We start from the raw sequence: 22,577 nt of genomic DNA on the forward strand, positions 1-22,577 counted from the left end.
ACTTCACAAATGAAAAAATACACCTTCACTGAGAAGAAAGATACACGTTCTGGTTTTGGGGCCGGAATGCATGTGCTTGGTCAGCAAAACCCGAATGTGGTTGCACTCTGCGCTGACCTTGTGGGTTCACTGAAATTGGAGCCATTTATCAAAGAAAATCCGGAGCGGTTCATTCAATGCGGTATCTCCGAAGCGAATATGATCGGTCTTTCTGCCGGTTTAACGATCGGTGGTAAAATTCCTTTTGCTACTACGTTTGCCAATTTTGCGACAGGCCGAGTTTATGATCAGATCCGCCAGAGTGTGGCTTACTCCAACAAAAACGTTAAAATATGCGCTTCTCACGCAGGATTAACGCTTGGTGAAGACGGAGCAACGCACCAAATTCTGGAAGACCTGGGCATGATGAAAATGTTGCCGGGCATGACAGTAATCAATCCTTGTGATTATAACCAGACCAAAGCGGCGACAATCGCAATCGCAGATTATGAAGGTCCGGTTTATCTCCGTTTCGGACGTCCGGTAATTCCCGTATTTACCGATGCAGATCAGAAATTCGAGATCGGCAAGGCGTGGATGGTCAATGAAGGAACTGACGTCAGCATTTTTGCGACAGGCCACATGGTTTGGGAAGCGATCCAGGCTGGTGAGATTTTAGAGGCGGAGGGTATTAATGCAGAGATCATTAACATTCATACAATAAAGCCGCTGGATGAAGAGGCGATATTGAAATCTGTTGAGAAAACGGGCTGTGCTGTTTCAGCGGAAGAACATAACCGCTTAGGCGGTCTAGGAGACAGTATTGCGCAGGTTTTGGTTAAAAACAAGCTTGTTCCGCAGGAATATGTAGCTGTTAACGATAGTTTCGGAGAAAGCGGAACCCCGGCACAGCTTCTTGAAAAATACGGATTAACTGCCAAGCATATCGTGGAAGCAGCCAAACGTGCAATCGCAAGAAAATAACCGGACTGTCGTTTTACGACGACTATTCTGATAGAAAATGAGCCCGGCGGGACGACAAAACCTTGGTTTTGCTTCTGCCGGGCTTAATTTTTGTTTGACCGAGAAAAAAAATAAGTTATTATTGATTGATGTTGATTTTTAGTTTGGCGGATAAATCATTACTTGCCACAATAAGGAATTAGCCATCAGGTTAGTACTGATTAAATGTCTGACGAAGAATTATTAGCCCTTTTTGCGAATCCGGAAACGCGTCGAAACGCGTTCAACCAATTGGTACGAAAGTACCAGCAAAAGGTATATTGGTTGGTACGGAAGATGGTGATTGACCATGATGATGCAAATGATGTTACGCAGGATGTTTTTATAAAAGCATGGACTGCGCTTGAAAATTTCAGGGGAGACTCGAAATTTTATACCTGGCTTTATCGCATTGCGAGTAATGAGGCTATCAATTTTCTGAATAAAAAGCGGAGAAAATATTTTATTCCGATTTACGATGTCGAGAATGAGCTCAGTGAAAAGCTGGAAGCAGATCCCGAGGTTAGCGGAGATGCCATTCAACTAAAATTACAAAAAGCGATATTAAAACTGCCGGAAAAGCAAAGGCTGGTATTTAACCTTAAATATTTTGAAGAACTGCCTTATGAGGAAATCTCAGAAATAACCGGGACTTCCGTCGGCGCACTTAAGGCCTCTTATCACTGGGCAACAAAAAAAATTGAAGACTTTTTAAATGATACCGATTAAACCATTTCAAGTGCGAACAGTCAAACTTTTGAATAAGTAAAAAATCTTAAGAATTATGGACAAGGGACGTATACGGCTGGATGACCTTCGCAAGGAAGTCCCGTTTTCTGTGCCCGAAGATTATTTCGATAATCTCCCTCAGATCATTCAATCGAGAATACCGGCCGAACCTGTGCGTAAGCCGGTGGTCAGCTGGTCGTGGCAACGGGCCTCGGCGATGGTGGCAGCGATGGCGCTTGTGCTGATGCTGGTGTGGGTGACGGTCCCCGAAAGACAGGGATCTCTCGGCAAGGAACCTTTGAGCGGGATCAGTAATGCAACCATCATCAACTATCTGGAAGATGAGGATATCAGTTACTACGATTTAAGTGAACATAAAGTAGTTCAAAAAGCTTTTGACACCGATTCTACGGTATTGTACTACCTGGATGGACTGGATGATGATATTTTACGTCAGCAAATCCAGGAAACGACTTCCGGGAATGAGATTATTTGATCCTAACAGAATAAAAGAAATGAAGCATAAAGTCATAACCCACCAATATCGAAATCTCTTGGTTGCCATGGCGCTTGTTTTAGCTGCTTTTTCTACGGCTAATGCGCAGCGGCGATCCGAGGAAGAAATTAAGAGAATTCAGGACGCCAAAGTAGCCATTATTACGAACAGGTTAAGTCTGACTCCTGAACAGTCGGCCGGATTCTGGCCAGTTTACAATGAATTTTCTCAAAAGAGGCGTGAGATTCACCGGGCTCAGAGGAAAATTGTCAATGATAAAAAAGCGGAAGGGAAGACGGATGAGCAGGTGCTCAACAATCTCAAGGAAGTGCAGGATTTGAGGCAGAAGGAACTTGATCTTGAAAAGGAATACCAGAACAGGTTTTTAAAAGTGATTTCCGCAGCTCAGGTCATCGAGTTATACAAAGCTGAAAAGACGTTTAACGATATGCTTCTTCAGCGACTCAAACAGAAGAATTAATAACCTGGATTATCGACTTATTTGCAGATTAATTTCCCCCGGCTGAATTTCAGCCGGGGGATTTTTTTAATGCCCGCCTACCACTTCAACGTCATTAATACCTTTTGTTTCCACCGTAATGTTACGTAATGGAGCAGAATGCTTCTTGAAATCCTGTATGATTTCAAGAACATCATAATCAATATTAATCGATTTGCTACCATCAATAACAACCGTCGCTCCATCAGGAAGATTTTCAAGCGTTGCGTTGATACTTCCTTTGTTTAAGAATGTCACTTCTTCTGATAATTGAAGCGTAATGACCTCACCTTCACGATGTTGTTCCTTGATATAGTGGTACGAATGCTGATAGTTCTTTCTAAGGATAAAGTAGATCGCCACCACCATACCAACTGCAATTCCCTTCAACAAATCAGTGCTGAGGATGGCAATGATGGTCACTATGAAAGGAACGAACTGTTCCTTACCCAGGCTGTACATACTCTTGTAAAGTGCGAACTTTGACAGCTTGTATCCGACCAGCAGAAGTATCGCCGCTAAGGAAGCCAGCGGAATGTAATTTAAAAATGCCGGAATAAATACCGCTGAAAGCAGCAATATAGATCCGTGAATGATCGTACTCATTCTGGTACGTCCACCTGAGTCAATATTTGCCGAACTACGGACAATTACCTGGGTGACGGGCAAACCTCCGATCAAACCGGAAGTCATATTGCCGATTCCCTGTGCGATAAGCTCTCTGTTAGTAGGAGTACTACGCTTGAATGGATCAAGCTTATCAGTAGCCTCTACCGACAACAGTGTTTCCAAGCTGGCAACAATGGCGAGTGTTAATGCTATCGTATACACTTCTACCCTCTGAAATGCAGAGAAGTCGGGCGTTTTGAAGAAACTGAAAAATTCACTGGGAGTGGCGGCAACAGGCAGCTGAACCATGTGTTCTCCTGTTAAAACCAGCTCCGGCGCAAATGCTGCATAGGCCAGGTTAAGCAAAACTCCGATCGCTACAACAAATAATGCACCTGGTACAAATCGGAACAGCTGTATTTTCTTCATGAAAGGTCTATCAAACAAAATCAAAAGACCGACAGATATGACAGAGATAATAATGGCGCCAGTGCTACTATATCTGACTGCATTCCATAATTCGGTAAACGTATTTTGTCCGTCTTTTTGACTAAAGGCTTCATCTCCCATAAAGTCGGCATCATATCCGAAAGCATGCGGTATTTCTTTTAAGATCAAAGTAATACCTATTGCTGCCAGCATTCCTTTGATAACAGACGAAGGGAAATAATAGCCTATAATACCGGCTTTGAGCAATCCCGCGACAACTTGTATCACCCCTGCCAGCACGACTGCAAGCAAGAAGGCTTCAAAACTGCCGAGGGTGTCAAGTGCGTTCAATACGATCACAACCAGACCCGCTGCGGGACCGGCAACTCCCAGGGATGACCTGCTGAGCGAGCCAACAACTATACCACCGACCATACCGGCAATAATTCCTGAGAAAAGCAGGTCGGGCCGGCCGGTAGATGCCAGGGCTATCCCCAAACAAAGGGGCAAGGCCACCAGGTAAACGACGAGCCCTGAGGGAAAATCGTATTTGAGATTGGAGAACAAATTATTCTTATTCAATGACATACGATTGATTCGAAAAGATAATTAGTTGATTATTTAACAGATTGCTCAAACGCTCTGGGGGCTCTCCAGACGGTATACATCCTCAAAATCGTTGGTGTTGTCCGTTGTCACATCCAGATCCTGTAGAATACCAGTTTTGATATCATATACCAGCCCATGGACCTGAAGTTCCTTGCCGTTGGCCCACGCGTTCTGCACGATGCTCGTTTTTGCAAGATCGCGTACCTGCTCAATCACATTCAGTTCTACAAGTCTGTTGCTGCGCAATTGCAGATCAGATATAGCATTCAATTCCTCCTGATGCACTCTGTAAACATCCTTGATATGACGGAGCCAGTTATCAATCAGACCTACTTGTTTGTTGCCCATCGCAGTTATTACACCTCCACAGCCATAATGTCCACACACAATAAGATGTTTTATCCCCAGTACATTAACTGAGTAATCGAGGACACTGAGCATGCTCATATCGGTGTGAATCACCATATTGGCTATATTCCGGTGCACAAAAATATCTCCCGGTTGGGTGCCGGTTAGTGCATTTGCCGGAACACGGCTATCCGAACAGCCTATCCAGAGAAATTTTGGGCTTTGTCCTTTCGCCAGGTTATTAAAGAAGTCTGGATTTTCCTGGGTAATATCGTTAACCCATTTTTTGTTGTTCTCAAAAAGCTGCTGATATGATTTGATCATGATTTCTCAATTATTGATTTTAATAAAGCAATAGGAATATATACTGACTAGGATGGTGGCATCAATTGCCATCATCATACAGGATAACAGAATAATAAAAATCGAAAAAATCAGATCAGCTCTGGAGGAGGCGAAATGAGATTATAGAAAATCTCGTTCCGAAAACTGATTGAGAAAAGAAAGGAGGCTTTGAGTGGAATGGAGAGACAAAATTTGTCGAAATGGACAATGTGATCCGCAAAGAACTGATCATCATTTACCTTTTCCAACTCAGTTTTCTCATTGTCGCAAGTACCAGTATCACAAACCATAGATGCCTTTGCCTTGACCAGCAAGTAGCTAACTACATCTGTGGCTTTACAGATTAGGAAGGTCGTGAGCAATATGAGGCAGAGCTTTCTGAACAAGGTACAACGGTATTTAGAGAAACGATTAAAGAACAGCTGACGGGGCTAAAACGTTCTGTTCGCGCTTAAATTATGTGCGCAGCCAGGCATTTTAAGTAGTTCAACAATCACCGGAAATAAAAAAAAGGGTGTAACTAAACAACCCTTTTACTTATTTGTTTTCCAACCCTTTTCATGGTTCTCAAGCCAACGCCCGACAAGGAAGGCCGCGCTTAAAAGAACTATATAGAAAACGATCATTATGATTGTCATTTGCATAAAATATCCGTTTAGCGGTTCTTTTGAATAGAACAAAAGTAACTAAAAAAAGCAAAGTGGAAGATTAATTAAATAAAAAATTATAGTATTCCTTTCGTTGAGGGCATAAAATCAAGTGCTTTCAAATCTCTTTTAACCGCCATTTTAATGGCTTTAGCGAAGGCTTTGAAAATCGATTCGATCTTATGATGTTCATTTTGTCCTTCTACTTTGATATTCAGGTTTGAAAGCGAAGTGTCTGAAAATGATTTAAAGAAATGAAAGAACATTTCAGTAGGCATTTCGCCAATCTTTTCGCGCTTGAAATCAGCGTCCCAAACGATCCAGGGGCGGCCGGAAAAATCGATTGCAACCTGGGCGAGGGCTTCATCCATCGGCAAAAGAAATCCGTAGCGATTGATACCCCTCTTATCTCCAATCGCCTGGCGATAGGCTTCTCCCAGCGCAAGTGCAGTGTCTTCTATCGTATGGTGCTCGTCAATATGCAAATCCCCATCTACACGGATCGTCAGGTCTGCGCCGGAATGCCTGGCCAGCTGATCGAGCATATGGTCGAAGAAGCCCAGGCCGGTATGGATTTCAGACCTGCCGCTTCCGTCGAGATTCAGATCGATTTTAATTTGAGTTTCCTTCGTATTTCTCTCTACGGACGCTCTTCTGGAAGGCAGTTTCAGGTGTTCGTAAATGTTATCCCAATCCCTGGAAATCAATGTCGTGCATTGCTTCATTTGATCGGATACATTGGTTTCCGGCAGCGTATCGGCAACAAGAATAGCTTTTGCTCCAAGGTTTAATGCGAGCTGGATATCTGTCAGACGGTCGCCGATCACATAGCTGTTGGCCAGGTCATATTCGGCAGAGAAGTAAGAAGTCAGCATACCAATCCCGGGCTTTCGGGTTGGAAGGTTTTCTTCCGGGAAGCTCCGGTCGATTAAAATTTCGGCAAAGTGAATGTTTTCGCCTTCAAGCGTCAGCAGCATTTTATTATGTGCCGGCCAAAAAGTGGGCTCAGGAAATGAATCGGTTCCTAATCCATCCTGGTTTGTGATCATTACGAGTTCATAATCAGTCTCTTCTGCTATTTTGCGCAGGTTTGAGATAGCCTTCGGCAAAAATTCAAGCTTTTCCAGAGAGTCGACCTGAAAGTCAGTAGGCGGTTCTACGATAATTGTTCCGTCACGGTCGATAAACAGTACTTTTTTCATTTATAAATTTTTAGGAAGATAGCAGACGCATCCTGTCTGCTGAAAATGCTGTGTGCAAAGTTCGCAAACTATGCGAAATTGAAAAGTTATTGTGATGATTGTAGCCAAGAATCATGTATTACCTGAAAGTAACAGTGCGCAAGATGTCTTAACTTTGAGTTTTCAAAACGTACAATTTAAGATGTTTACAGGAATCGTTGAGGCAGTAGGTGAGGTAATGAAGGTAGAGGAGCAGGGCACAAACAAAACTTTCACTCTTGTATCTTCGCTGGCGAAGGACTTTAAAATAGACCAGAGTATAAACCATAATGGCGTTTGCCTGACAGTGATTGCGGTTGACGGAGAGTCGTACCAGGTAACTGCAATTGAAGAAACACTCTTGAAAACAAATCTTGGGGCTTTGGCCTCTGGCAGTAAGGTTAATCTTGAACGTTGTATGCCGGCCAACGGGCGTTTTGACGGGCATATCGTGCAGGGTCATATTGATCAGACCGGAATTTGTACAAATGTGGAGGAGCGGGACGGGAGCTGGCTTTTTGATTTTGAATACGATGCTACGAATGGGAATATCACGGTGGAAAAGGGGTCAATATGCATCAATGGAGTGAGTCTGACGGTTTTCAACTCTGAGCAAAGCTCGTTTAGAGTCGCTATAATACCTTATACTTACTCCTTTACAAATTTCCATTTCCTGCGGGCAGGCGATTCAGTCAATCTGGAATTTGATATTTTAGGTAAGTATATTAAAAGAATTCTGGGCGTTAATGCACTTTAACATATTGGCTTCTTAGATTATTACGTTTATTTTTACCCGTATATACCAGTTTCGTGCATTCAATATATTCATGGCCAAAATAAGTACGCAGTCCAGGAAGGACCTCTTCATACATATTGGAATTATCGTTTCGCTTCTTCTGGTAATCTTTTTAGGATTCTTTTTTGTTTATCTGCCTTTCACAACAAACCATGGCGAGGCTATTACTGTGCCGGATCTGAAAAAGAAAAGTGTGGCGGACCTCGAAGAATTTTTGGAGACCAGAGACCTCCGCTACGAAGTCGACTGCACATTCGTCGCCAATATTCAACCGCTGACTATTATTGCCCAGTATCCACCACCGGGTGCGAAGGTGAAAGAAGGACGGAAAATTTACGTCACCGTTGTATCCAACACCGCGCCGCTTATCAAAATGCCTAAGCTCACAGACATGACTCACCGGAGCGCGCAGATGCTGTTGAAAAGTGTTGGGTTAGAGGAAGGAAACATTTCATATGTTCCGGATATGGCCCAGAATGCGGTGCTTCGACAGTTATACAATGGAAAAGAGATATTGCCCGGTCAGCCGATCACCAAGGGTTCGAAAATTGACCTGGAATTGGGCGAGGGGCTTGGTACCGCTCAATTTGAGGCACCCTCGGTAATTGGAATGCCGCTCGACGAAGCCAAGATTGCTATAATAGGGTCGGGGCTGAAAGTTGGCCAGCAAATGGAGCTGCCGGCAGAGGAGGGACAGGCACCGGGATCAATTGTCCGGCAAAACCCGGATGCGGGAAGTAATGTAAGAATAGGAGATGTAATTGACCTTTGGGTAACACCGCAGTCTTTGGAACCAACTGAGAATGGAAGTAGCCAACCCGAACCGTAACATATTCAATATCAGCATTCAGTTTCTGTGTATCGGGGTATTGCTGCTTTTGCAATGCAAGGTCACTTTTGCACAGCTCAGGCTTGTGCCGCTGGAAGAAGGATATTATGAACAGGAAATTTCAACAGAAAACGTATTAAGAACCGGAGTAGTTTCACTTCCTTTTTTCGACGACTTTTCTACTACAAAAACCGCTGCACCCGATTCGCGTTACTGGCTTCCGGGGAGTGGGGTTTATGTTAATAACACCCTTTCAACTACACAACCATCCAGAAATATCGCCACGTTCGACGGGCTTAGCGTAAACGGAGTACCTTATAACCTTGTAAATCCACTCGGGCAGGGCTATACCGACACGCTAACTTCTCAACCCATTAACCTTTCGGGTAAAAGTGTAAGTGACTCGGTTTATCTGAGCTTTTATTGGATGGCAAAGGGACTCGGCGAGCTACCTGATTCCAGTGATTTTTTGAGTGTAGAATTCTTGAACCGGAACAATGAATGGACGAATGTCTGGAACCAGAACGGCTTTGAGGCGGATACCTTGTTTACTCAAAAATTCATCAAAATTTCCGACCCGCTCTATTTTCACGGAGCATTTCAGTTCAGATTCAGGTCGTATGGACGAGGCTCAGGCCCTTATGATACCTGGCATTTGGATTATGTCTATCTCGATACAAAAAGGTCTGTACGACAACCCTTTATATTTGACGTAGCAACCAGAAAACCAATCTCTCCTTTTCTTAAAACTTACAGCGCCATGCCCCTGCGGCAGTATCTCGTCAGGCCTGCGTCAATGATTTCTGATTCGGTTAACACCGATATAGTCAACCATTTCAACAACTTCAATATTCTCACCAGTACTTTCACATTAACGGACGAGCGGAGCGGGAAGGAATATCAGCGAAATGTGCAGCGTTCTATTTATGTGGAATCTTTGAAGTCAAAGCCGCTTGGGGTAAAATTGACCGCGCCTGCAATTGCTTCAACGGCAGACAGCATTAATCTGGTAAGCCGGTTTTTTTTAACTACAACCGATTCAATTCCAAATCTCAGTTTAAAGAACAACGATACAATTGTTTCAAGGGTTACCCTGAAAGATTACTTCGCCTTTGATGATGGAAGTGCAGAATATGGGGTGCAGGTAAATCAGAAGCTTGGGCGCGTGGCGACAAGATATGTCCTTACAAAGCCTGATACGATCGGTGGCGTCAGGCTGGCGTTAGTTCCTTTTAATAAAGATATTGCCGGTCAGAGCTTTACTGTTCAGTTTTACAGCAATAAGAATGGCAAACCTGACCAGATAATTGCGCAGCGGTCAGTCCCGGTCTCCTATCCCGCCAAACGTGATGGATTTGTTGACTATAAACTGGCGAGCCCGGTTGCTGTATCAGATACTTTTTACGTTGGATGGACACAGATCAACGAGCAACCTGTGACCGTTGGATTCGATAGAAATTCGAGGCTGGGAAAGAGTCACATCTTTTATAATTTGGGAACTGAGTGGATTCAGGAGAAAGGATTAAATGGAAGTATCATGATCCGACCTTATCTAGGCGAAAAGGCGCAGGGTGTCATTACAGGAAATGAAGAGGTGATTAATGAAAATGTCTTTTTCCCTAATCCTAATCGTGGGAAGCTGCATTGGAAAAATGAGAATCTAAAACAGATTGAGATTTTTTCAAAAGAGGGTGTACTTACTAAAACCTTTTCAACAATTCCAGGCAGAACGTCACAAGACATCTCCCAACTTCCGGATGGACTTTATCTCCTAAGAGCCTCAGACGGGAAACGATCATTTGCACAAAAATTGTTAATCTTTAAATAGTCTATCGAAATAATCAGATAATGGATATTACAGTCGAAGAATTGAAAAGAAGATTGGATGAAGGGGAAGACCTTCATTTTTATGATGTTCGCGAAGAACACGAATATGAAGAGGATAATCTGGGTGCAACCCTGATCCCGCTGGGTGAGCTGCCGGATCACCTGGACGAACTGGAACCGTTGAAAGGAGAGGAAATCATTATCCACTGCCGTTCGGGAGCAAGAAGCGGTAAAGCTGCAAAGTTCCTCGAATCGCAGGGTTTTAGCAATGTGAGAAATGTTCTGGGAGGCATACTGGCATATCGGGAATTGGAAGATTAGGTTTCGTGGCCCATTTTCAAGGAGAAATGGGCCACAACTGATTTTAAACGAGTAGTCTCGCTCTGATGTGGCCCAGTATTTTCTCATAGTCTTCCACATCAAACCATTCAAAGTTCCCCTGATGCCGAAACCAGGTCAGTTGGCGCTTGGCATATCTTCTTGAATTTTGTTTCAATATCCTGATCATTTCCTGTTCGTCATAAGTGCCATCCAGGAAATCAAAAACTTCTTTGTAACCTACTGTTTGTAAAGCCTGGTGGGTACGGAAACCCGAAAGGCCGCGAACCTCATCAACCAGACCGTCGGCTAACATACTGTCAATCCTGGTGTCAATCCGCTGATATAGTTCTGCTCGTTCACGGTTCACTGCTATGCAAACCGGTTCGAAATTTCTTTCTTTTTTGTTTCTCAAACGAAATTGGCTAATAGGCGTTCCGGTAGTTTTATATACTTCCAGAGCGCGTAAAACGCGTTGAGGGTTTAGTATTTCACTTGAATTGTGAAAAGCCGGATCAATTGTTTCAAGTTCTTGCTGTAAAACATGCAGCCCTTCGGTATGAAGTCTTTCAGTCAAAGATTCTCGCAGGCCTGGCAGCGGAACAGGCAAGTCATCAAGTCCTTCCAAAACGGCTTTAATGTAAAATCCGGAGCCTCCGGTCATAACAATGTGATCTGCAGTCTCAAATACAGTTTCCAGCAGGGCGATAACGTCTCTTTCGAAGTCCCCGGCGCTGTAATTTTCTATAATTGAATGCGAATTAATATAGTGATGGTGAACTTCATTCAACTCCTGAGACGAGGGTTTTGCAGTTCCTATATTGAGCTCCCTAAAAAACTGCCTGGAGTCTGCCGATATTATTTCTGAGTTTAGATCTTTTGCCAATTTGATGGAAATGGCGGTTTTACCAACTGCTGTCGGACCGGCAATTATTATGAGTTTTTTCTTTTTGCTATTTGGCATTTCAAAAAAGGAATAATGGTTTTTTTTCCATAATTTATGCGATAAACTGCCTTTCAGGCATCATATTGGAAACTCCTTGCGTATGTATTATCACCATTTCTTTCTTTTTAGTTCACAATCTAAACGTTGACAAATTATGTTAAAAAAATTATTACTATTCGCCTGGATAGGATCGGTAGTGTTATTTACGAGCAGCTGCGAAGGTCCCGAAGGGCCTCAGGGAGAAGTAGGTCCCCAGGGTGTAGCTGGCCCTGCGGGTCCGGCAGGTCCGGCAGGTGAAGATGGAACAGGCGGCGGCGGTGCGGGCTCCATAATCGCATTTATGGGCGAGATAGAGACCGATACGGCTGGCCACCTGGTAGTAGGGGATACTGCTTTTTTTGCTGAGTTTACCGATGACGAAATTGCATCCGTAGAGAAAGGCGCGTTTCAGGTATATATCAAGGACGACGGGGCTTACTTTCCTATCCCTGGCCACGTTTTATTTGAGGATGAGGCTATCAGCTACAGTTACTATTATGTAGTTGATGGGAACGGCCTGTTCTTTCCGATTTTCCGGACTTCAAATGCGAAGGTTAAGAAACGTAAGTTTGAGGAAATTAGGGTGTTGGTAATGCCAGCACTAAATCTCGAAAAGGTGAATTCGGACATAAACTGGAAAGATTACAACGAAGCAGTGAAGGCGCTGGGGTTGAGCGAAGCAGATGTAAAAGTCATCAAAAAGAAATAGGGGTTGAAACACCTCTAAGCTTTCAAACAGTAGAGGCCGGGACCGCGGGGTTTCGACCTCTATTTGTTGATGCTTAGTAAAGTTGCTTTTTACAAATAGGCTGTAAAGCTCGAGACCTGGTTCGGAGTTAATAAAACCGAACTTATGTCGGCACAAGTTCATTATGTTACAGCAAGAGAAAGTCCCCGCCAGCATAACTGACGGGGACTTTCTTTAATATGTATTCACACTAATATCTTAATACTCCCAAAGACCGTGTTCCAACTCCATGAGCTCCTGCTCGTAATTAAGTGATTTGATTAAAGCTTCTTTTTCACCATTGTAAATGTCAAGAAAAGCTTCATCATTGGCATTGGAGAACTTGGTAATCCTTCCGTAAAAAAGACGAAGGTCAAATGCGTCTGCCAGATTCTTATTCTGTGCAGTGTTGTGCGTATTGTACCAGATGTATTTTTTAGGATCACTTCTGAACAATCTTTCTACGTCCTTGTATCTGAAAGACGCAACCGGAATTTCCAGGCCTGTCGCTGTCTGCTCCGACGGAAGAATAATTGTCAATGTCTGAATATCATTGTAAAGGCGGGACCTCTTTTTATCAAAAGTCCAATCTTCCTTTATTTCCAAAATACTCAATTGATCAGGGAAGTATTCTTCTTCCGAACTGGCTACCTGGTCGAAGGTAGAATCAACTTTCGGTTGTTCAACCACAGGAGTTTCTTCTTTTGCAACCTGAGCGTCTGAAATACCTTTTTTAGTTGTTTTTTTCTTCGGAGGACCCCAGCCATCGTCTTCTACAACTTCTTCTTTTTTAGGGTCTTTCTTTGCGTTATTGCCCCAGCCGTCGTCCGCAGCCTGAGTTTGCTTGGCGGCATCCGCCTTAGGTTTTCCGCCCCAGCCATCATCGGTTTTTGCAGGTTCGCCAAAGCCAGCTGCAATTTCTTCCTCAGACAGGCCAGCCGTTTGGTTAGGGATCAGAACGCGTTTATGAAGTTCATCCCCAGTGATTTTAGTCGCGCAGGAGTCATTCGTATAAGCATCAATCAAGCCGGCCTTAGCGGCCTCTAACAGATACCGGGTTATCTCATTATTTTTAGAGAACATGGAAATGTTCTGCTTTTCTTTTAGATCTACCCTTCTCCATAGCGTTCTCTTCATCATCACATCGCCATCTGCGATAGGTCGGGACGAGAAAGAATTAGCAGTCGAATCTTCTTTTTCCTGTGCAACTGCAACACCAGTTCCAAGCGACAGGGTTAGTAAAGACCATGCAATCGTTTTTCCATTCATTCTTCTCATATCATGCAAAAGTTGTATTGTCCAAACAACGACTAAAAGTATTTATTAGTATAGCGTAACCTGTCTGAATTGGTTACCCATTTCAACTTCGTTCACAGCACCTTTAAAGTTCTGGCGTTCAACCTTCAAAACCGTAATCACATAGCGATCGCCCGGTTGTGCCTGCTGTGCAAGTGAAGATATCGATCCACCACCGCCTCTCAATGTTACACCATTGATCCGACGGGTACCGCGGGCCAGTGATACTTCCACCTCGGCAACGCGGAATTTAGCATCTTCGGGTGAAAAGTTCTTAAAGCTTTCGTCTGGAACCGCAACAACCTGGATGCTTCTCGTGCCGCTGGCAGGAGCACCTCTTCTTTCGTCAAATGGCGCACCATTAACTCGCACTTCCAAAGATGGTTTAGGAACTTTGTTCACCCTGAAAGGTTCAGAGCCCAGGACATTGCCGCCGTTGCTGACAGTAATGTTTAACTGCGCCCGGTTAGGTACAATTGTGAATTTCCCTTTTTGTCCGCTCTGGATAATTTCACCGCCATCAGTAGTAAAACTAGGAGCCCAAAGTGCGCCCAGGGCAGGACTTTGAATACTCAGCTTGTTCGCGCAACCCAGGTAAAGAGGCGGGAGAGTTCCTGTCTCGATCTGATAAGTAGGCTTTACAACGAAGTATTCCTGATTCATTGTGTATGTCGTATCTTTTCCGGACGGAGTTGGAATTGTAATCCTCGCCTGCAATTCCCTTTTAACGATACCTTCTGCATTATATCCGCCACCCTGAGCTGTAAACTCTATCAGACCGACGCCATTCTCAACTTTTACCGGTGAACCGTTCAAGCTCATTCTTGGCGTAATTCCACTAGCCGAAGCAGCAATGAACATCTGGCCTTTGAATTTGGTACCGGCTACGACAGTTTTTGCATCAGCACTGACCATTGCCAGGACGCGGTCGAACTTGACGTCAGCTGCACCAACTTTACTAGCGAGGTAATTCAATACTTCGCCTTCCATCCGACGAATATCTGTTTGTTTCTGACTTAAAACAGCCAGAGCTGCTGCAACAGGAGTCGATTCGAAATTCAATTCTGCGAAGTCCTTATTTCTTTGCTCTTTGTTGCCTTTAACCACAGGATCTTCTCTGCCATCCAGAGCTAAACGCTGAAACTTGTTGGGAGACAACTTATTTAACTGCTCGGTGTAGGCATTTAAGGTTTGTTGCAAACCATATGCCTTTCCCCTTTTCCCGGTTGCGATCATCAGCTCGGCGACTTTTGCTTCTTCTTGGGGATTTTTAATTCCACCTTCCTCATTTAATCCGCCGCCTGCTTTGCCAATAATTTCCTGTTTAAGCGTATTAATTTCATTAGTAATGTCTGCGGTAAATTTGCGAACTTCTTCGGCTTGTTTAATTACAGCAACATCAGCAGCTCGGTTTCCCGCCTTATCAACAGCTGCTTTTATTTTGAGTACAGTTTCCTGGTTTATTTTATTAGCTGCTCCGGAGGATAGTTCCAAAGAATTGTTCAGAAGAATGAATTTTTCTATGATGGCTGAACTTACCTGCAATGCGAGCATCGCGGTCAGTACCAGGTACATCATGCCAATCATCTTTTGACGGGGTGTTTCTTTTCCACCTGCCATATTGTTCAGTAATCAGTTATCAGTGATTGAATAATTTGATGATAACAAACAATTAATAATTCACTCAGAGGATTTACTATTCGCTTGTTAGGGGATAAATCAGGCATTTCCGCCACGCATTGCTGTCAGCATGTTACCATATATGCCGTTTAATGACGAAATATTCGTTGTCAGTTTAGACATTTCATTTTTAAATACCTGAGATTCCTTGGTAGCATCTGCCATATTTTCCATAGCGGCAGTCAGATTACCGTAAAATGCGTTCATTGCCTTCAAATGCTTGGTTGTATCCTGCAATTCAAGTTCATAAACAGCATTTAATGCACCCATATTCTTGGTAATCTGCTGAAACTGGTCACGGTAGGACTGAGCATCTTTTGTAGCATCTGCCATAGAAGACATGGCATTGATCGCAACTCCATAAGATTTGTTCATGTCACTGATTGCCGTCGAAGCAGTTTTGACATTTCTTGCGTAATCATTGGTAGCCACGGTAGCATCGGTAAGGTCAGTTATTTTACCAACAGTGTCTGATAAGTTTCGGAAACCTTTGCCAAGACTATCAAAAACCTCGGGAGAAAGCTTTGCATTGTCAAGCATGTTATCCAGCTTGGCAGTGATATTGCTGCTTTGTGTAGAACCGCGGGTGATTGCTGGTCCGTTGTAGTCATCTGCAAGCTCAGGGTAAACACGTGTCCAGTCCGGATCTTTGTCGCTGGATTGTGTTAGTGTCTGAAGCGCATAAAGTAAAAATATAAGTACTTCTGTGCCAAGACCGGCGGTCAGTAATGGTCCACCAAAATCCCAGTGTTGAATCTTTGCCAACGCTCCCAAAATTACAACGGCAGCACCCGCACTATATATTGTTGGTACTAGTTTATCCCAAAAAAAATTAGGTCCGCTATTCTTAGCCATACGAATTGAAATCAGTTACAGTGAAAAATTTGATATTAATAAAGTGTTATTTGATTTGAAGAGATCGTAAAAAAGAAGCAGAGTACTGAAACGCTGCTTCTTTTTATTAGAAATATCATTTTAGCGACGGCGGGCACGAGCTCCTCCCCGGTCGTTTACATTATCCATCACACAGCGGAAGCCGATAAAAGCGCGGCGCTCAGTCTCATATTCGAAAGTCCTGGTGCCGGTTTGAAGATAGTAAGCAATATCTTTCCATGATCCACCTTTAACAACCTTGCGAGGTTCATCGGGGTTATCATATTCAGGGTTCATATCCCAAACGATTGCAGTAGCATTATCCGTATAAGCATCAGAAGTCCATTCTGCCACGTTTCCAGCCATATTGTAAAGGCCGAAATCATTGGGATTGTAAGCATTGGCAGGACCGGTATAAGGATAACCGTCAGCATCGTAGTTTCCGCGCTGTGGTTTGAAGTTCGCGAGGAAGCAACCCTTCGCATTCATTGTATAAGGATTACCCCAGGGATATTTAGCAACTGCACGACCGCCGCGGGCTGCCCATTCCCATTCTGCTTCAGAAGGAAGGCGGAAACCGGTAGAGTTAAACTGCCCTTCCTGGTTTTGAAAGTCATGCAAAAGATTGGTACGCCATTTCGAGAAATATTGAGCAGCCAGCCAACTTACACCTACAACGGGATATGTGTCGAAACCTGGGTGCTGGTAGTAATACTCTACGAATGGGTCACCGTTTGAGTATGCGAAATCTTTTTTCCATACCGTTGTATCAGGATAGTACTTGGACATGATTTCTTCCTCTCCTAACACCGATACGGAATCAACCAAAAGTGCATTTACAAACTGACGATATTCGTTATTAGTAATCTCTGTGTCATCCATATAGAAGGAACTGATCGTCACCCTTCTGTTCATATTGTTCATCGAAGATGCAATATCTTCATCAGCCTGACCCATTACAAAAGAACCGGATGGTATCACCACCATGCCCGCCGGAGTAGTTTGTTTAAAGCCTTTTCTGGCAGTTGCTGTAATCTCTCCATTTGAAATACCGCTTTCTTCTTTTCCTCCCTTGCCAAACTTACTTTTAATAAATCCGCAACTCTGCATGAGCATAAGAGCGGCTACCAAAAGCAGGCTTTTGACTCCATTCCGATAGAACACTTTCACATTCATAGTGGTTTTGTAAAATTTGAGTATAAACTGTAGCCTAAAAACGCCGGCCAATGCCATATAGTATAATTGAAAAAAACAAAAAAACTAATCCGAAACAGAGTCATTCAGCGAGACAAAAATGTAGTAATGAATGCCTTGAAGCTGCTGAAATCAATTAACCATCGACTTAACGTTTGAAAAAAGAGAATTGGTATAAAGCCCGATGATTTTACAAATATAAATTAAAGTTTCACAAACTGATCGTTTCACATTAACTACCGGCTGGGAAAAAACCAAGTAAAATGTGTTTTCTATTGATATTTTAATAGTTTGAACTGGAATACTCCAAATTAACAGTCACGAGGATCAAAACCGGAATCTTGGCGTACGTATAATTGTTTTTTTGCCAAATTTGGGAGATGGCAGTGCGTAGGAAAGCATGACCTCAAATGAAGAAGCAGCTTTCGCCCGGTTGCCGCCAATTACCATATCATAGGCTCCTGAAAGACGCAGGGATTGATCCTGCAACAGGTAAATCCCGCCCATTAAAATAAAGTATGTATCCTGCTGCCGGTAAGTACCGCCAACCCAATAGCGCTTATTATATGTTACAGTTGCACCACCTTCAACCGAAAGTGTACTGATATCTGACTTCACAAGCACAATTGGTTGAATATCCAGCAAATAACCCAATTCCAGGTTGACCCCGGCATTAAAGTAGATAGTTTGGGGCAATGGATTAGTGCCTGTGTCGGAGCCTAACTGATACTTGGGTTTCAGGAAATGATTGAGAGAAACTCCTGCGTAGAAAGCATCACTTTCATAACGCACACCGACAGCGAAATCCGGGTTGATTTCAGATATGACGCCGGTTTGAATCAAAGGATCGTCCGGATCACGGGCACGTAATTTCCCAAAGTCGACAGCCTGGCGAAACAAGCCCGCACTTGCCCCAACCTGAAATTTGCCACCGGCGAGTGGAATATGATATGCTGCGGACACTTTAAAGTCCTGATCGGTTCTTGGGCCACTTTTATCATTAAGCGCATAAAATCCAATCCCGAAATTTTTAAAGGGCATGCTGAAGGAAAACAATTGCGTGGAAAGTGCGCCACCGGTATCGTCGAGATTCGTCCCCTGATAGCCTGCATATTGGGTTCTGTGCGTAAGCTGAAATTTGGTAAGTCCATCAGCACCTGCTGCTGCCGGATTAAGATAAAGCTGGTTTAATGAGAACAGGCTAAACTGAGCATCTTTCTGGCCCACAGCGATGAAGGGTATTAAAAATATGATAGCAAGTAATCGGACATTCTTATTACTCCTTATAGTAAATTTCAAAGTCATACTGCTGGGTTTGTTTAAGGAACTTGCCGAAGGTTTTCAGTTTTAATTCATAACGCATATTGCTTAAAAAAATTGATATAAACTCAAAAAAGCCCTGGAAATTTTCCAGGGCTTTTTTGATAAAAAAACTGTCATATCTGGTTGGCTTGCCGTATATATAAATCCAGCGCTCCGGTCATCGAAGGCGCATTCGGGAGAGGCGCCTGGATATCCAGAACCAGTCCCGCATCTTCAACGGCCTTCGCGGTGGTTGGTCCGAAAGCTGCTATCCTGGTATCATTTTGCTTGAAGTCAGGGAAGTTCTCGAACAAAGATTTAATTCCGGAAGGGCTGAAAAAAGCGATGATATCATAATACACGTCTTCCAGATCGGAAAGGTCGGAAGGGATGGTCTGATACATAGTAGCTTCTGTAAAGTGAAATTCTTCGGTATCAGCGAATTCCGGGATATCGTTTTTCCTTACATCGGAACACGGATACAAAAACTTCTCTTTTTTATGCTTTCGCATCAGTTCGATCAGCTCTGCGGCTGTTTTCGTTCCGGTGAAGATCTTCCTTTTACGGATCACTATATATTTTTGCAGGTAGTTGGCGGTTTGTTCTGAGATACAAAAGTATTTCATTGTCGCCGGCACTTCGATTCTTCCCTCATTGCAAATCCTGAAGAAATGGTCAATGGCATTTCTGCTCGTAAATATTACCGCAGTATGATCCAGAATGTTGATTTTTTGCTTGCGAAAGTCTTTGTAGGAGACTCCGTCAATCTGAATAAATGGCCTGAAATCAACTTTGATATTATACTTTCGGGCTAATTCATAATAGGGTGAATTTTCGTCGGCGGGTCGGGATTGGCTTACTAGCAGGCTGGTCACCTTTTTTAGCCTCTCCTGATCAAAATTGATTGTCTCACTCATGTAAAATCCTCATTAGTTTAGTCCAGACTCATCTCAGTTAGTTATAGGGCAAATTTCATACTAACGATGAGCGGGATTATTTCAATGACGCAAAGGTAAGAAAATAAATAGAGATTAATCAAAGCACCAGGAGGCTTAGTAACCACGTATAGCGCAATAAAACGGGCGAAATAGAAGAATAAAAAGGGTAGAAGAATATAGGTTCGCATATCAGCAATCCAGCTGGCGCGGTTGAAGCTCACCGTAAATACAATCAGGAACAGAGCTCCGTAGAACATATAGGAGGATTGTACTATTTTGATGAATATGACATCTACCTGCTTGTCAAGGTTCAGCATATTTCCGGCCAGTAACATGAATATGTACTTCACATAAGTAAGTACAAAGAAGATGGTCGAAAGGATCAGAAAGTCACCTATAATAAGCAAAGTATTTGATTTCTCGGATAATATACTGCCTACGGAAAATAGATTAAGTTTGTTGACAGACAAAAACACGAGTATGAAACTCATCCACATTGAGGTGATCAGAGCGAAGAAAATAATTGTATTACTATAAGGTTTATTAATTTTCGAAACCTGGTCGCGGGGGTCGCTGTTAAAAAACTCGATTGGATTAATCAAGCGGAAAAATGACAACGGGTTCAGGTTGAAAATCCATGCATTCAGGATCAGGATCAGCACTAATGCAATCACTGCAAAGTTACCAAACGGAGAAAACGATATCGGTTTGATGTTGATAAAATTGGGGCGCGATGTATTGAGCCCAATTGCGTCATTTGGTTTTTTTTTGTTGCACAATAGGGCAATTTTATCAGCAATACCCGGGCTACCGTAAATCGTTACCAGCAACTCATCCTTTCGATAGATTTTGAAAAGGCTGTCAATACTCAGTTCCTGCCAGGTGTTCCCCTCAATTCGGTTTTGTAGCGCACCTTCTACGAAGAGATAGCTTTCTGTGTCAGAACTAAGTAACAGGAAATATCTTCTGTTTTTGACTAAATCGATATAAAGGCTGGCGGATCTTGCTCCTTCATTAACACCGGGAGAAAAAGGGACGTAGTTTTTATACTGACTATTGTAAACCAGCCAGTCGTTTTCGTAACTGTAAACGGGGAAAAAGCGATCGGGGGGATTGGTTTTTGGTGCGCTCGTGGCAGAGCTGCCAAGGAGCAGAAGTACTGTAAAGAAAGCCCAAAAGAATGTTGCGGATATGGACTTCATAAGAATAAAAGGGCGGAGTTTCCTCAGCCCTCTTAATGAATTTATGCGTAAGTAAGTATTATTTTCTTCCAAGGGCCAGCAACATCGTTTCGCCGATCAGTGCAGGTGATTCAGCTACAAATATCCCTGATTCTTTCATAATTCTGATTTTGGCCTCTGCAGTGTCATCGGCACCGCCAATGATAGCACCAGCGTGGCCCATTCTGCGGCCTTTCGGTGCGGTTTGACCAGCGATGAAACCAACGACAGGTTTTTTATTACCAGTCGATTTAATGTAATTGGCCGCATCAGCTTCCATGCTTCCACCGATTTCACCGATCATGACGATCGCCTCAGTTTCAGGATCATTCATCAAAAGCTCAACCGCTTCTTTGGTAGTAGTTCCGATAATCGGATCGCCACCAATTCCGATCGCGGTTGTTTGTCCTAAACCTGCGCGGGTCAGCTGATCTACTGCTTCATAGGTCAAAGTACCTGACTTCGAAACAAGCCCGACAGTTCCCTTTTTGAATATAAATCCTGGCATAATACCAACTTTACATTCTTCCGCAGTAATAACGCCCGGACAGTTAGGACCGATCAGGCGGCAGTTTTTGTTTTTGATATATTCTTTCGCCTGCATCATATCCTTGGTAGGGATACCTTCTGTGATACAAACAATTACGCCGATACCAGCATCCGCGGATTCCATGATTGCGTCAGCGGCGAATGCCGGTGGAACGAAAATGATAGCCACGTCTGCTCCCGTAGACCGAACAGCCTGATCGACAGTGTTAAATACAGGTCTCTCCAAATGAGAGAGTCCGCCTTTACCAGGGGTAACACCACCTACGACATTGGTACCATATTCTATCATCTGCTGGGCGTGAAAAGACCCTTCCGAACCGGTAAATCCCTGAACTATAATCTTAGAATTTTTATTAACTAAAACGCTCATGTTGGTAAATCAGTTTTTTTGGTAAAAGTAGAACGAAAAGCACGAAGTAGCAAAATGTAACCAGAATTTGTAAATTGCTTTTTTTGATTATATGACGCGTGTTTATGGATATACTTAGCAGTCCTCATATATTTTCCAACCTCGTTTTAACCGTCACCAGTCTGTTCATTTTTTTTAGGTATTTCAAAAGCCAGCCGCCCGTCGCACGGTGGTTCTGGGGAATATTTCTTTTCAGCATTTCCCTAGTCGCACTAACCGACTTACTGGTGTTTGCAGGGGTAGAAAGCTTGGAAAATATGCATGAAATAGTCACCGCGGCAGAAATGACTCTCGGGGCGCTGTGCCTGGTCTCGGGCTCCTGGTGCCTGATCATGCGTTATGAGGGCGGAAAGTTCCTCCTGGCTTCTACAATAGCTTTGGGGATATTGCTGTTCTATTGCATCACATGGTTTCGGGTTGAATATGTCGGGCTGATTATCAAGTCACTATGCATTTTGGTGGCACTTCTAATATCTTGTGTCGGACTCGCCAGCCGGCAGAAAAGCGCATTGTGGGTAGTTTTTTCAATGATGCTCCTGGCCTTATCAACCAAATCCGGCAAGTTGCCGATCCCGATGGATCCGGTGGATATCAACCATTATATGATGGTGCTATCGGTAATATGTGTGGGCAGGGCGGTGCGCGATCAGTACAAAATACTCTTCTGAGGTATTGTTTTCCAAACAATTGTTAATGGATTGTTTTTTTATAAACCCGTGTTG

Annotated in this window: 22 protein-coding genes; 10 read left to right on the plus strand and 12 right to left on the minus strand. The window is 43.4% G+C overall.

Annotated features, from left to right (window positions below):
• Positions 1–9: 9 nt before the first annotated feature.
• The 4 genes from FXO21_RS15440 to FXO21_RS15455 all read left to right on the plus strand — a co-directional run bounded on the left by FXO21_RS15440 (position 10) and on the right by FXO21_RS15455 (position 2,687).
• Positions 10–963 carry a transketolase family protein gene (locus FXO21_RS15440; RefSeq protein WP_149640912.1) on the plus strand — a complete coding sequence of 318 codons (954 nt, stop codon included), beginning with the start codon at positions 10–12 and terminating at the stop codon, positions 961–963.
• A gap of 204 nt (positions 964–1,167) precedes the next feature.
• A complete protein-coding gene (locus FXO21_RS15445; RefSeq protein ID WP_149640913.1) occupies positions 1,168–1,710 on the plus strand; it encodes an RNA polymerase sigma factor in 543 nt (180 codons plus the stop codon).
• Positions 1,711–1,765: 55 nt separating this feature from the next.
• Positions 1,766–2,206: a hypothetical protein gene (locus FXO21_RS15450; RefSeq protein ID WP_149640914.1), complete on the plus strand. Its 441-nt coding sequence runs from the start codon at positions 1,766–1,768 to the stop codon at positions 2,204–2,206.
• Positions 2,207–2,225: 19 nt separating this feature from the next.
• Positions 2,226–2,687, plus strand: a complete 462-nt coding sequence (locus FXO21_RS15455) for a hypothetical protein (protein ID WP_225865704.1) — start codon at positions 2,226–2,228, stop codon at positions 2,685–2,687.
• A gap of 66 nt (positions 2,688–2,753) precedes the next feature.
• On the opposite strand, the gene FXO21_RS15460 is transcribed toward FXO21_RS15455, so the two are convergent.
• The 3 genes from FXO21_RS15460 to hisB form a co-directional block, all read right to left on the minus strand.
• Complete coding sequence (locus tag FXO21_RS15460) at positions 2,754–4,331, minus strand: SulP family inorganic anion transporter (RefSeq protein ID WP_149640915.1); 1,578 nt, start codon at positions 4,329–4,331, stop codon at positions 2,754–2,756.
• Positions 4,332–4,376: 45 nt separating this feature from the next.
• Positions 4,377–5,024 carry a carbonate dehydratase gene (gene can, locus FXO21_RS15465; RefSeq protein ID WP_149640916.1) on the minus strand — a complete coding sequence of 216 codons (648 nt, stop codon included), beginning with the start codon at positions 5,022–5,024 and terminating at the stop codon, positions 4,377–4,379.
• A gap of 745 nt (positions 5,025–5,769) precedes the next feature.
• Positions 5,770–6,894, minus strand: coding sequence for a bifunctional histidinol-phosphatase/imidazoleglycerol-phosphate dehydratase HisB (gene hisB / locus FXO21_RS15475; protein ID WP_149640918.1), 1,125 nt, complete (start codon positions 6,892–6,894; stop codon positions 5,770–5,772).
• Positions 6,895–7,075: 181 nt separating this feature from the next.
• Here hisB and FXO21_RS15480 point away from each other — a divergent pair, with 181 nt between their 5' ends.
• The 4 genes from FXO21_RS15480 to FXO21_RS15495 all read left to right on the plus strand — a co-directional run bounded on the left by FXO21_RS15480 (position 7,076) and on the right by FXO21_RS15495 (position 10,685).
• Positions 7,076–7,669 carry a riboflavin synthase gene (locus FXO21_RS15480; RefSeq protein ID WP_149640919.1) on the plus strand — a complete coding sequence of 198 codons (594 nt, stop codon included), beginning with the start codon at positions 7,076–7,078 and terminating at the stop codon, positions 7,667–7,669.
• 70 nt (positions 7,670–7,739) lie between these two features.
• Positions 7,740–8,537 (plus strand): PASTA domain-containing protein, encoded by a 798-nt coding sequence (locus tag FXO21_RS15485; protein WP_149640920.1) that lies wholly within the window; start codon positions 7,740–7,742, stop codon positions 8,535–8,537.
• Positions 8,512–10,365: a T9SS type A sorting domain-containing protein gene (locus FXO21_RS15490; RefSeq protein ID WP_149640921.1), complete on the plus strand. Its 1,854-nt coding sequence runs from the start codon at positions 8,512–8,514 to the stop codon at positions 10,363–10,365. Before FXO21_RS15485 ends, FXO21_RS15490 begins: the two co-directional genes overlap by 26 nt.
• A gap of 20 nt (positions 10,366–10,385) precedes the next feature.
• Positions 10,386–10,685 carry a rhodanese-like domain-containing protein gene (locus FXO21_RS15495; protein ID WP_149640922.1) on the plus strand — a complete coding sequence of 100 codons (300 nt, stop codon included), beginning with the start codon at positions 10,386–10,388 and terminating at the stop codon, positions 10,683–10,685.
• Between the two features lie 43 nt (positions 10,686–10,728).
• Here FXO21_RS15495 and miaA read toward each other — a convergent pair whose 3' ends face one another.
• Entirely contained in the window at positions 10,729–11,646 is a 918-nt protein-coding gene (gene miaA / locus FXO21_RS15500) for a tRNA (adenosine(37)-N6)-dimethylallyltransferase MiaA (RefSeq protein ID WP_149640923.1), read from the minus strand.
• A gap of 136 nt (positions 11,647–11,782) precedes the next feature.
• Here miaA and FXO21_RS15505 point away from each other — a divergent pair, with 136 nt between their 5' ends.
• Positions 11,783–12,376 carry a hypothetical protein gene (locus FXO21_RS15505; protein ID WP_149640924.1) on the plus strand — a complete coding sequence of 198 codons (594 nt, stop codon included), beginning with the start codon at positions 11,783–11,785 and terminating at the stop codon, positions 12,374–12,376.
• A 237-nt stretch (positions 12,377–12,613) separates the two neighbouring features.
• Here the strand turns inward: FXO21_RS15505 and porN are convergent, their stop codons facing one another.
• The 8 genes from porN to sucD all read right to left on the minus strand — a co-directional run bounded on the left by porN (position 12,614) and on the right by sucD (position 21,816).
• Entirely contained in the window at positions 12,614–13,663 is a 1,050-nt protein-coding gene (gene porN / locus FXO21_RS15510; protein WP_149643510.1) for a type IX secretion system ring subunit PorN/GldN, read from the minus strand.
• Between the two features lie 54 nt (positions 13,664–13,717).
• Positions 13,718–15,310: a type IX secretion system motor protein PorM/GldM gene (porM, locus tag FXO21_RS15515; RefSeq protein WP_149640925.1), complete on the minus strand. Its 1,593-nt coding sequence runs from the start codon at positions 15,308–15,310 to the stop codon at positions 13,718–13,720.
• 99 nt (positions 15,311–15,409) lie between these two features.
• Positions 15,410–16,225, minus strand: a complete 816-nt coding sequence (porL, locus tag FXO21_RS15520) for a type IX secretion system motor protein PorL/GldL (protein ID WP_149640926.1) — start codon at positions 16,223–16,225, stop codon at positions 15,410–15,412.
• A gap of 120 nt (positions 16,226–16,345) precedes the next feature.
• The gene (gene porK, locus FXO21_RS15525) at positions 16,346–17,419 is read right to left on the minus strand and encodes a T9SS ring complex lipoprotein PorK/GldK (protein ID WP_149640927.1); all 1,074 of its coding nucleotides are present in this window, start codon (positions 17,417–17,419) and stop codon (positions 16,346–16,348) included.
• 345 nt (positions 17,420–17,764) lie between these two features.
• Positions 17,765–18,742, minus strand: a complete 978-nt coding sequence (locus tag FXO21_RS15530) for a PorP/SprF family type IX secretion system membrane protein (RefSeq protein ID WP_149640928.1) — start codon at positions 18,740–18,742, stop codon at positions 17,765–17,767.
• 131 nt (positions 18,743–18,873) lie between these two features.
• Entirely contained in the window at positions 18,874–19,656 is a 783-nt protein-coding gene (locus FXO21_RS15535) for a uroporphyrinogen-III synthase (protein ID WP_149640929.1), read from the minus strand.
• 41 nt (positions 19,657–19,697) lie between these two features.
• A complete protein-coding gene (locus tag FXO21_RS15540; RefSeq protein WP_149640930.1) occupies positions 19,698–20,879 on the minus strand; it encodes a DUF4271 domain-containing protein in 1,182 nt (393 codons plus the stop codon).
• Positions 20,880–20,937: 58 nt separating this feature from the next.
• The gene (gene sucD / locus FXO21_RS15545; RefSeq protein WP_149640931.1) at positions 20,938–21,816 is read right to left on the minus strand and encodes a succinate--CoA ligase subunit alpha; all 879 of its coding nucleotides are present in this window, start codon (positions 21,814–21,816) and stop codon (positions 20,938–20,940) included.
• Between the two features lie 104 nt (positions 21,817–21,920).
• On the opposite strand from sucD, the gene FXO21_RS15550 reads away from it, so the two are divergent.
• Complete coding sequence (locus FXO21_RS15550) at positions 21,921–22,523, plus strand: DUF6962 family protein (RefSeq protein WP_149640932.1); 603 nt, start codon at positions 21,921–21,923, stop codon at positions 22,521–22,523.
• The last annotated feature ends 54 nt before the right edge of the window (positions 22,524–22,577 follow it).

It is taken from the genome of Dyadobacter sp. UC 10, from assembly GCF_008369915.1.
Classification (GTDB): Bacteria; Bacteroidota; Bacteroidia; order Cytophagales; family Spirosomataceae; genus Dyadobacter.